The following is a 10393-nucleotide window of genomic DNA, read 5'->3' as shown; positions in this document are numbered from 1 at the left end:
GCGATCCGCCATGCAGCGCGAGTATCATCGCTGGTATAGCGAGCGCATGTCTCGCGACATGGAATTGCTGGTCTTTGGCCATTCAGGCGCCAAGGTGATCGTCTTCCCGACGCGCGACGGGCGATTTCACGAATATGAGGATCTTGGCCTCGTCGCGAGCCTTCGCGACAAGATCGCGGCAGGCCACTTGCAGCTCTACTGCATCGATGGGTTCGCGGGCGAAAGCTTCTATTGTTCCTGGCGGCGGCCGGCCGACCGGGTCGCGCGGCACCTCGCCTATGAGGACTATGTTCTTTCGGAAGTGCTTCCGCTCGCCCATGCCCGCAACAGCCATCCCGCGACCATCGCTCATGGCTGCAGCCTCGGCGCATTCGGCGCAGCGAGCATCGCCTTCCGGCGGCCGGAGCGCTTTTCGAAGCTGGTCGCCTTTTCGGGCCGCTATGATCTGACGCAGGCCGTCGAATGCTTCGGCGACTTGCTCGACGGGCATCGCGGCGAGGATGCCTATTACTGCATGCCGTCGCAATTCCTGCCGCGCCTCGGTTGCCCGGAGCGGCTCGGCCAGATGCGGCGGCTCGATATCGTGCTGACGATCGGCGCCGAAGATCCCTTCCTCGGCAACAACCGCCATCTGAGCAATGTCCTTCGCGACAAGGGCGTCGGACATGCGCTGCATGTCTGGGACGGCCGCGCCCATCGCGGCCGCTCCTGGCGCCAGATGGCGCCGCTCTATCTCTAATCCGCTCAGGGCGTGATCGCGACCTTCAGAACGCCGTCGCGCTGATGCGAGAACAGGTCATAGGCCGCTTCGATATCGTCGAGCTTGAAGCGGTGAGTGACCAGCGGCGTCAGATCGATGCGACCCGAGGCGACGACGCCCATCAGGCGGCGCATGCGTTCCTTGCCGCCCGGGCAGAGCGAGGTGACGATCTTGTTGTCGCCGAGGCCCGCTGAGAAGGCTGCAAGCGGGATCTTCAGATCGGTCGAATAGACGCCGAGGCTGGACAGGGTGCCGCCCGGACGGAGCGAACGAAGGGCCGATTCGAAGGTCTGTTGCGTGCCGAGCGCCTCGATCGCGACATCGACGCCGCGACCATCGGTGATCGCCATGATCTGCTCGACCGGGTCGCCGGCCTTGAAGTCGACGACATGGTCGCAGCCGAGCTTCTTCGCAACAGCGAGACGCGCGGGGACCGTATCGACGCCAATAATGGTGGTCGCACCCAGAAGCTTTGCCCCCGCAACAGCGCAAAGGCCGATCGGCCCAAGCGCGAAGACGACGACGGTATCGCCGATCCTGATGCTGCCATTCTCGGCGCCCGAGAAGCCCGTCGACATGATGTCAGGGCACATCAGCACCTGCTCGTCGGTCAGTCCATCAGGTACGGGCGAGAGATTTGCGGTCGCGTCGGGGACGCGGATATATTCCGCCTGCGCGCCGTCGATGGTATTGCCGAACCGCCAGCCGCCCATCGCCTTGAAGCCATGCTTCGTGCCCGCGCCATCCTGTGAAGCACAGCCGCACATGCAGGCGTTCGATGTGAAGCTCGGCGTGATCGCGCCGGCAATGACCCGCTGGCCTTCCTTGAAACCGGCGACCGCCGATCCCAGCTTTTCGATGATGCCGACCGGCTCGTGGCCGATGGTGAGGCCCTTCGCGACCGGATATTCGCCCTTCAGGATGTGCACATCCGTGCCGCAGATCGTCGTCGTGGTGAGGCGTACCAGCGCGTCGAGCGGCCCAATATCGGGAATGGGTTTCTCGTCAAGCACGATGCGGCCGGCTTCAACGAAGATCGCAGCTTTCATCTTGGGCATGCTCGTCCATCCTTTTTTTGCGAAGGGCCGCCGGCCCGGGGAAGCCGTTGCGGCGGATCGCGCGCAGCATGGTCTGTCCTGCCGGCGCGACATTGATGCCGATCAAGCTTTCCGACGATGACGCACTCTGGGCCGCAAAGCCGCGAGAGGGCCTTGTCGCGACGCGGCGGGCGCGATACGCCGAAACCGCTGATTGAAGTGGAAAGATGCCGATGAAGCCGTTCGCCTCGCTCTACAGCCATGATTTCCTGCGCATCGCATCGGTCGTGCCGCGCGGCGCCGTGGCGGATCCGGATTTCGCAGCCAGCGAAACGGTGCGGCTCGCCACTGAGGGTGACGCGGCCGGCGTCGCGCTGATGCTCTTTCCCGAGCTCGGCATCTCCTCCTATTCGATCGACGATCTCCTGCTGCAGGACGCACTGCTCGATGCCGTCGAGCGGGCGATCGGGCGGATTGCCGAGGCCTCGCAGGCGCTCTTTCCCGTGCTGGTCGTCGGCGCGCCACTGCGGCGCGAGGGCCGGCTCTACAACTGCGCCGTCATCATCCATCGCGGCACCATTCTCGGTGCGGTGCCGAAGACTTATCTCCCGAATTATCGCGAATTCTACGAGCGGCGGCACTTCACGTCCGGCGCCGGCGTCACCGGTCTCGCAATCGCCATCGACCGCCATGACGTTCCCTTCGGCACCGACCTGCTGTTCCGCTCGACCGGCAGCGTGCCGTTCACCTTCCATGCCGAGATCTGCGAGGACATCTGGGTTCCGCTGCCACCCTCGACCCATGCGGCGCTCGCCGGCGCGGAAGTACTGCTCAACCTTTCGGCTTCCAACATCACCATCGGCAAGGCCGATACGCGGCGCCTGCTCTGCGCGAGCCACTCGGCGCGGACGGCGAGCGCCTATGCCTATTCGGCGGCCGGACCCGGGGAATCGACAACGGACCTCGCCTGGGACGGTCAGGCCTCGATCTTCGAGAACGGCGTTTTGCTCGCCGAGACCGAGCGTTTCGCCATCGAGGCGACGATGGCGGTCGCCGACATCGATCTCGGCCGCCTGCGGCAGGAGCGGATGCGCCTTACCAGCTATGGCGACTGCGTCGCCCTCGAAGGACCGCGCGCACCTCGCTTCCGCACGGCAGCCTTCACGCTCGACGCGCCGGAGCCGCCGGTCGCACTCTCCCGCGTGGTGGAGCGTTTCCCCTTCGTGCCGGCGGATCCCGCGCGGCTCGCAGAGGATTGCTACGAGGCCTACAACATCCAGGTGCAGGGCCTCGCCAAGCGCCTTTCGGCGACCGGCCTCAAGCATTGCGTCATCGGCGTCTCGGGCGGTCTTGATTCGACGCAGGCGCTGATCGTGGCGGCGCGGGCGATGGACCGGCTCGGCCTGCCGCGCGAAAACATCCTCGCCTATACCCTGCCCGGCTTCGCGACGTCCGATCACACCAAGTCGAACGCTTGGTCGCTGATGCGGGCGCTTGGCGTCAGTGCCGCCGAGATCGATATTCGCCCTGCCGCGCGGCAGATGCTGACCGATCTTGGCCATCCCTTTGCCGGCGGCGAGCCGGTCTATGACGTGACCTTCGAGAATGTGCAGGCGGGGCTCAGGACCGACTACCTCTTCCGCCTCGCCAACCAGCATCACGGTCTCGTCGTCGGCACCGGCGATCTGTCGGAGCTGGCGCTTGGATGGTGCACCTTCGGCGTCGGCGATCACATGTCGCACTACAACGTCAACGCGTCAGTCTCGAAGACACTGATCCAGCATCTCATCCGCTTCGTCGCGATATCGGGCGACGTCAGCGCGGAGGCGGCGGCGACGCTCTATGCGATCCTCGCGACCGAGATTTCGCCGGAACTCGTGCCGGTTGCCGACGGCAAGCCGATCCAGTCGACGCAGGCGATCGTCGGTCCCTACCCGCTGCAGGACTTCACGCTCTATTACCTGACGCGCTTTGGCTTCCGTCCGTCGAAGATCGCCTTCCTCGCCCATCACGCCTGGAGCGATGCCACGCGCGGACCCTGGCCGAAGGATATGCCGGCGGACGAGCAGCGCGCCTATTCGCTCGCCGAAATCCGCAAGTGGATGCAGGTGTTCATTCGCCGCTTCTTCGCCAACCAGTTCAAGCGCTCGACGATCCCGAACGGGCCGAAGATGTCGTCAGGCGGCTCGCTGTCGCCGCGCGGCGACTGGCGCATGCCGTCGGATGCGGAAGCGAAGGTCTGGCTGGACGAGCTGGAAGCAAACGTCCCCTTGGAATGATCAGGCGAGTGCAGCGCGCTTCGTCTCGATGCGATCGACGATGCGGCCGGCGATCGGCAGCGCCGAGGTGGCGGCAGGCGATGGCGCGTTGCAGACATGGAGCATGCGCGCGCTCTCGACCATGACGAAATCCTCGACCATGCGTCCGTCGGCCTCGACAGCCTGGGCGCGGATGCCGGCGGGATAAGGCTGGAGATCGTCCAGTTCGAGCGCGGGGTAGTATTTGCGGCACTGTTCCAGATAGCCGCGCTTGTTGACCGAATTGACGAATTCGGACGCAGCCGTGCGCCAGTTCGCAGCGGCCATCTTCCAGAAGCCGCCGAAGCCCGCCATGGCGCGAAGGTCCGCCGCATCCATCTCCCACTTGCCTTGCCGCTCGCGCGAAAGGCCGAGCACGGCGTTGGGGCCGACCGTCACCGATCCGTCGATCATCAGCGTCAGGTGAATCCCGAGGAAGGGCAGCGCCGGATCGGGCGTCGGATAGATGAGGTGGCGAATGCGGTTCTCGTGCTTCTTGGCGAGCACGTAATATTCGCCGCGGAATGGTACGATGCGATGGCTGATCGGTAGGCCGGCAAGGGTCGCGAGCCGGTCCGACTGCAGCCCGGCGCAGGCAACCAGCATCTTCGCCTCGACCTCGCCCTTGTCGGTCGAGACCCGCACCCCGGCGCCATGCTCGGCAATGCCGATGACCCGTTCGCCGAGGCGGACTTCGCCGCCGGACGCTGCGATCCGCCGCCCCATGGCAGCGCAGACAAGGCGATAATCGACGATCGCCGATGAGGGAACGTGCAGTGCGCTGACACCCTCGATCTCCGGCTCCCGTTCGGCGAGCCCGGCCTTGTCGAGGCGGATCACCTCGATGCCATTGCGGCCGGCGCGCTCCTCGAGCGCCAGCAGGCGGGTATGCTCGGCATCGTTGGTGGCGACGATCAGCTTGCCGCAGGTGCGGAAGGGCACGTCGTGGCTGAGGCAGAAGGCCTTGGTCGCCGCCGAGCCCGCGCGGCACAGTTCGGCCTTCAGGCTGCCGGGCGCATAATAGACGCCGGCATGGATGACGCCGGAATTATGGCCCGTCTGATGCTGGGCAAGCGCCGCTTCCTTCTCGATGAGCACAAGGCTGGCGCCTGGATCACGCGCGAGCAATTGCATGGCGGTCGCGAGGCCGACGATGCCGCCGCCGATAACGCAGTAATCGTAGATCACGCTCGCTCCCGATCCAGAAAGGCGGTTGCCCGCCGGCAGCGCAGAGTTTCACTCCTTGGCGCCGACGGGAAGTCCCTCAAATGATCAGGATGAGCCGCGCGCCGCCGCATCAAGCGCCGCAAAGGCGTCGTCTGACAAAGTCAGCGCCGCGGCGGCGACATTGTCTTCGAGATGCGAAACCTTGGACGTGCCGGGAATTGGCAGCATCACGGGGCTGCGCTTCAACACCCAGGCGAGCGCCACCTGCGAATGCGTCGCGCCGAGCGCCTTGGCCGTCTCATCAAGCACCGAGCCCGGTCGGGCCAGATTGCCAGAGGCGAGCGGCGCCCACGGGATGAAGCCGATCGACTCGCGCTCGCAATAGTCGAGCACGTCCTCGCTGTCGCGATCGACGAGATTATAGCGGTTCTGCACGGTTACGACCGGGAAGACGGCGCTCGCAGCCTGGATTTCGGCCACTGAAACCTCGCTGAGGCCGGCATGCGCGATGATGCCTTCGTCGAGCATCTGCTTCACGGCGCCGAACTGTTCGGCGCGCGGCACCTTCGGATCGATGCGATGAAGCTGCCAGAGCGCGATCTGCTCGACGCCGAGTTTCTTGAGGCTCTTCTTGGCTTCCTCGATCAGATAGGTCGGGTCGCCCTTGGGCGTCCAGCGATTGGGCCCCTCGCGGGTCAGGCCGCCTTTGGTGGCGATCAGGAGGCCGGAATAGGGATGCAGTGCCTCCCGAAGCAGCTCCTCGGAAACGTCTGGGCCGTAGGAATTGGCCGTATCGATGAAATTGACGCCGATCTCGGGAAGGCGCTTCAGCGTGCGGATCGCTTCAGCGTGGTCGGCAGGCGGCCCCCATATGCCCGGGCCGGTGACGCGCATCGCGCCAAAGCCGAGGCGGTTGATTTCGATTTCGCCGCCGACCTTGAAGGTGCCGGAGGCGGATGCATTGAGCGACGATGTCATGTGAAGGCTCCCTGGCGAGCGACGCCGTCCTTTGCGCCGCCTTGGCTCGGTCCTTCAGCTAGGCCACGCACGCCTTGTCGACAAGGCCGCGCCGCATCACAGCAAAGCGAGAGCCTGTGCGGGGCCAACATCGCGAAGGGTCGCGAGCGCCGCGGCCGTCTTGGCAACCAGCGCCGCACGATGCGGGCTGGCAGCAGCAAATCCCGCAGCAGCGAACACCGCCTCGACCACGACCTCCGGATCGCCGTCCGCTTTCAGCAGAGGTGCGAGAACCGCGTCGAGCGGATCGGTGAAGGCAGGCGGGGTGCCACGCCCGGCGAGCGCCGCGATCCAGGTGGCGAGCGCGAAGGCTGAACGATCGACGCCGAGCCCCTCGTCCATCCGATCGAGCGTCGCCGCGACGATCCGCTGTGGCAGCTTCTGCGAGCCGTCATTCGCGATCTGCGCCGTGCGGTGACGGAGCGCGGTATTGGCGAAGCGGCTGGCGAGGCGCTCGATATAGTCGGCGGTGTCGAGGCCGGCATCCGCCGGCAATGTGGCGATGAAATCCTGCCATATGCCGTCGACGAAGCGACGGATTGCGGGATCGGCGAACGCGTCGGCGACGGTCTCATGGCCAAGCAGCTGCCCGAGATAGGCAATGGAGGAATGCGCGCCGTTGAGCAGCCGCAGCTTCATTTCCTCATAGGGCGTCACGTCCTCGACCATGGTGACGCCGAAGCGTTCCCAATCTGGCCTTCCCGCCGGGAAGTGATCCTCGACCACCCATTGCATGAAAGGCTCGGTCGGCACCGGCCAGGCATCGGTTAAGCCGAGCGCCGCGCTGACGCGGGCGCGATCGGCATCCGTCGTTGCCGGGACGATGCGATCGACCATGCTGGACGGGAACGCGACCTCCTCGGCGACGAAGCACCCGAGTTCCGGATCGCGCAGCGCCGCGAACTGCGCCATCACGCGGCGCGTGGTGACGCCGTTGTTCGGCAGGTTGTCGCAGGAGAGAACGGTGAATGCCGGCGTCCCGGCCGCGCGGCGGCGGGCCAGCGCTTCCACGATGAAACCATGCGCGGTGCGCGGCGAAGCCGGCGCGGCGAGATCGGCGCGGATGTCCGGATGGTCAGCGTCGAGATCGCCGGTCGCATTGCGGAGATAGGCCTTCTCCGTGACGGTCAGCGTGACGATGCGCACGGCGGGATCGACCATCACGTCGAGAAGAACAGCCGGATCCTCCGGCGCGACGAAGAGGCGAAGCAGCGCGCCGATGACGATCAGCTCCTCGCGATCATCCGCGCGCACGGCAAGTGTGTAGAGCCCGTCCTGCGGCGCCAATGCATCGCGCGTATCGGCGCTTCTGAGCGAGGCACCGACGATGCCCCAGTCGGTCTCGCCCGCCGCGAGACATTCGTCGACATACGCCGCCTGATGAGCACGGTGGAACGCGCCGACGCCGAGATGGACGATGCCGGGCGTGACGGCATTGCGGGCATAGGCTGGCCGGCGCACCGAAGCCGGCAGGCCGGCAAGCGTCGCATTCGAAAGGCGCATCGGGGTCTCCTCACCACGCGGATCGTCGCAGGGCTGCATAGAACACCGGCGCCGCGCCGCCAAGCGGCCTATGCCGGCAACGAGGCCTTGCTGCCGGCCGGCGCGGCCGCGCCATCCGCCGGCAGAAAAGCATGGCGCGCCGATCGCACGCGAGCAGCGATATAATCGGCTACGGCTGCGACGCGGCGAGTCTCATGCGTATCCGGATGGCTCGTCAGCCAATAGCTGCGACGGAAGGCAATCTCCGGCAGCAGGCGGCGAAGTTCAGGGTAAAGCGCGGCCGTGTAATCGTGCAGGATTCCGACGCCGACGCCGGCTCTTACGGCCTCCACCTGCCCGACCACGCTGCCGCACTCATAGCGGCGGCTGCTGACATGGGCGAGCTTCGCCGCATAGTCGAGCGCGCGGCTATAGGCGAGGTCCTCGACATAGGTGACGACGAGCCGCCCGGCGAGATCGGCCTCGCGGCGAATGGGGCCCGAGCGCGCCAGATAGGCATCGGAGGCATAGATGCCGAGGCTGTAGTCGGTGAGCTTGCGCACCACGAGCCGGCCGCTCACCGGCCGGTCGAGCGTGATGACGATGTCCGCCTCGCGCCGCGACAGCGAGAAGGTGCGGGGCAGCGGCACGAGCTGGATGATCAGCTCGGCATGTTCCGTCGCGAGCCGGCCGAGCTCAGCGGCGAGAAAGTAATTGCCGAGTCCGTCAGGCGCTCCGACGCGCACCGTTCCGGCAATACCCGCCGACGCGCCGGAAAGCTCCGCCTCGACCCGCAGAAACTCGGACTCCGCCCTCTCCGCCGCCGCCATCAGCTGCTCGCCGGCTGACGTCAGCTGGCAGCCATTGGTGCGCCGCTCGACCAGCTTAGCCTTGGTCTCCTCCTCGAGCGCAGTCAACTGGCGCGAGACGGTGGCATGATTGAGCCCAAGCTGACGCGCCGCGCCAAGGATCTGCCCGGTGCGCGCGACGGCGAGAAAAATGCGGATGCGCTCCCAATCCATCCTACCACTTTAATTTCTGCACAACGGAGCCGCAAGACTGGCGATTGCTGTGCGAATTCGAATGCTGCATGGAGAGGCGGGTTCAATCCGGAGAGACGCCATGTCCAGCTTGCCGATCGTCGACCATTTCATCGCGGGCCAGCGCTCGGCCGGAGCCTCGGAGGCGACGCAGCCGGTGTTCAATCCGGCGACGGGCGCGGCAGCCAAGGCCGTGCGTCTCGGCGGCGAGGCCGAGGTGAAGGCAGCGGCAGACGCAGCCAGGGCGGCAGCGCCGGGCTGGGCCGCGACGACGCCGCTTCGCCGCGCGCGCATCCTGAACAAGTTCCTGCATATCATCGAAGAGCGGATCGATGATCTCGCGGCCGTCATCACGGCTGAGCATGGCAAGGTGCTCTCCGATGCCAAGGGCGAGATCCAGCGCGGCATGGAAGTGGTCGAGTTCGCGACCGCCGCGCCGCAGCTTCTCAAGGGCGAAGTGACCGAGAATGTCGGCACGCGCGTCGACAGCCATTCGCTGCGCCAGCCGCTCGGCGTCGTCGCCGGCATCACTCCGTTCAACTTCCCGGCCATGGTGCCGATGTGGATGTTCCCGATCGCGCTCGCGGCCGGCAACTGCTTCATCCTGAAGCCGTCCGAGCGCGACCCTTCGGCTTCGCTGGTGATCGCCGACTGGCTGAAGGAGGCTGGCCTGCCCGACGGCGTCTTCCAGGTGGTGCATGGCGGCAAGGACGCCGTCGACGCCATCCTGACCAACCCCGATATCCAGGCCGTCAGCTTCGTCGGATCGACGCCGATCGCACGCTACATCTATGAGACCGCCGCGAAGAACGGCAAGCGCTGCCAGGCGCTTGGCGGTGCCAAGAACCACATGATCATCATGCCTGACGCCGATATGGATCAGGCCGTCGACGCGCTGATGGGCGCCGCCTATGGCTCGGCCGGCGAGCGTTGCATGGCGATCTCGGTGGCTGTCCCGATCGGCGAGAAGACGGCAGAGGCGCTCATCGCCAAGCTTGAGCCGAAGATCCGCGCGTTGAAGGTCGGACCGGGCACGGATCCGGAAGCCGAGATGGGGCCGCTCGTCACGAAGCAACATCTCGACAAGGTGCGCGGCTATATCGATGCCGGCGTCGCCGAGGGCGCCAAGCTCGTCGTCGATGGTCGCGGCCTGAAGCTCCAGGGTTACGAAGACGGCTATTTCGTTGGCGGCACGCTGTTCGACAATGTCACGACCGACATGACGATCTACAAGGAAGAGATCTTCGGGCCGGTGCTCGCCATTGCCCGCGCGCCTGACTATGCCACCGCCGCGAAGATGATCAACGACCATCCCTTCGGGAACGGCACGGCGATCTTCACCCGCGACGGCGATGCGGCGCGCGAATTCGCGCATCAGATCCAGGTCGGCATGGTCGGCATCAACGTGCCGATTCCCGTGCCGATGGCGTTCCATTCGTTCGGCGGCTGGAAGCAGTCGCTGTTCGGCGATCATCACATGCATGGCATGGAAGGCATCCGCTTCTATACCAAGCTCAAGACCATCACGACCCGCTGGCCGACCGGCATCCGCGCGGGCGCCGACTTCGTCATGCCGACGATGAGCTGATCGCC

At 65.9% G+C, this 10393-nt stretch carries 9 protein-coding genes; 3 read left to right on the top strand and 6 right to left on the bottom strand.

Annotation, left to right across the window (positions count from 1 at the left end):
- Window positions 1–10: 10 nt before the first annotated feature.
- Complete coding sequence (locus LB518_RS02920) at window positions 11–739, top strand: esterase family protein (protein WP_224572812.1); 729 nt, start codon at window positions 11–13, stop codon at window positions 737–739.
- A 5-nt stretch (window positions 740–744) separates the two neighbouring features.
- Here LB518_RS02920 and LB518_RS02915 read toward each other — a convergent pair whose 3' ends face one another.
- Complete coding sequence (locus tag LB518_RS02915; RefSeq protein WP_224572810.1) at window positions 745–1818, bottom strand: NAD(P)-dependent alcohol dehydrogenase; 1074 nt, start codon at window positions 1816–1818, stop codon at window positions 745–747.
- Window positions 1787–1924 (bottom strand): hypothetical protein, encoded by a 138-nt coding sequence (locus LB518_RS02910; RefSeq protein ID WP_224572809.1) that lies wholly within the window; start codon window positions 1922–1924, stop codon window positions 1787–1789. Before LB518_RS02910 ends, LB518_RS02915 begins: the two co-directional genes overlap by 32 nt.
- Window positions 1925–2030: 106 nt before the next feature.
- Between LB518_RS02910 and LB518_RS02905 the strand changes: the two genes are divergently transcribed.
- Entirely contained in the window at window positions 2031–4076 is a 2046-nt protein-coding gene (locus tag LB518_RS02905) for an NAD(+) synthase (RefSeq protein ID WP_224572807.1), read from the top strand.
- On the opposite strand, the gene lhgD is transcribed toward LB518_RS02905, so the two are convergent.
- The 4 genes from lhgD to LB518_RS02885 form a co-directional block, all read right to left on the bottom strand.
- On the bottom strand, window positions 4077–5279 hold the full coding sequence (gene lhgD / locus LB518_RS02900; protein ID WP_224574268.1) for an L-2-hydroxyglutarate dehydrogenase: 1203 nt from the start codon (window positions 5277–5279) through the stop codon (window positions 4077–4079).
- 87 nt (window positions 5280–5366) lie between these two features.
- Window positions 5367–6239 (bottom strand): aldo/keto reductase, encoded by an 873-nt coding sequence (locus LB518_RS02895; protein ID WP_224572799.1) that lies wholly within the window; start codon window positions 6237–6239, stop codon window positions 5367–5369.
- A gap of 96 nt (window positions 6240–6335) precedes the next feature.
- Window positions 6336–7781, bottom strand: coding sequence for a mannitol dehydrogenase family protein (locus tag LB518_RS02890; RefSeq protein WP_224572797.1), 1446 nt, complete (start codon window positions 7779–7781; stop codon window positions 6336–6338).
- Between the two features lie 68 nt (window positions 7782–7849).
- Window positions 7850–8782 (bottom strand): LysR family transcriptional regulator, encoded by a 933-nt coding sequence (locus tag LB518_RS02885; protein WP_224572795.1) that lies wholly within the window; start codon window positions 8780–8782, stop codon window positions 7850–7852.
- Window positions 8783–8882: 100 nt separating this feature from the next.
- On the opposite strand from LB518_RS02885, the gene LB518_RS02880 reads away from it, so the two are divergent.
- On the top strand, window positions 8883–10388 hold the full coding sequence (locus LB518_RS02880; protein WP_286198537.1) for a CoA-acylating methylmalonate-semialdehyde dehydrogenase: 1506 nt from the start codon (window positions 8883–8885) through the stop codon (window positions 10386–10388).
- Window positions 10389–10393: the final 5 nt, after the last annotated feature.

This window comes from Mesorhizobium sp. BR1-1-16 (genome assembly GCF_020165495.1).
Lineage (GTDB): Bacteria > Pseudomonadota > Alphaproteobacteria > Rhizobiales > Kaistiaceae > Kaistia.
This window is presented reverse-complemented; position numbering and strand designations above follow the sequence as displayed.

Excerpts from the sequence above, each read along its gene's own strand:
- LB518_RS02905 (WP_224572807.1), top strand. The coding sequence starts at position 2,031 with ATGAAGCCGTTCGCCTCGCTCTACAGCCATGATTTCCTGCGCATCGCA.
- LB518_RS02920 (WP_224572812.1), top strand. The coding sequence starts at position 11 with ATGCAGCGCGAGTATCATCGCTGGTATAGCGAGCGCATGTCTCGCGAC.
- LB518_RS02915 (WP_224572810.1), bottom strand. The coding sequence starts at position 1,818 with ATGCCCAAGATGAAAGCTGCGATCTTCGTTGAAGCCGGCCGCATCGTG.
- LB518_RS02885 (WP_224572795.1), bottom strand. The coding sequence starts at position 8,782 with ATGGATTGGGAGCGCATCCGCATTTTTCTCGCCGTCGCGCGCACCGGG.
- LB518_RS02895 (WP_224572799.1), bottom strand. The coding sequence starts at position 6,239 with ATGACATCGTCGCTCAATGCATCCGCCTCCGGCACCTTCAAGGTCGGC.
- LB518_RS02890 (WP_224572797.1), bottom strand. The coding sequence starts at position 7,781 with ATGCGCCTTTCGAATGCGACGCTTGCCGGCCTGCCGGCTTCGGTGCGC.
- LB518_RS02880 (WP_286198537.1), top strand. The coding sequence starts at position 8,883 with ATGTCCAGCTTGCCGATCGTCGACCATTTCATCGCGGGCCAGCGCTCG.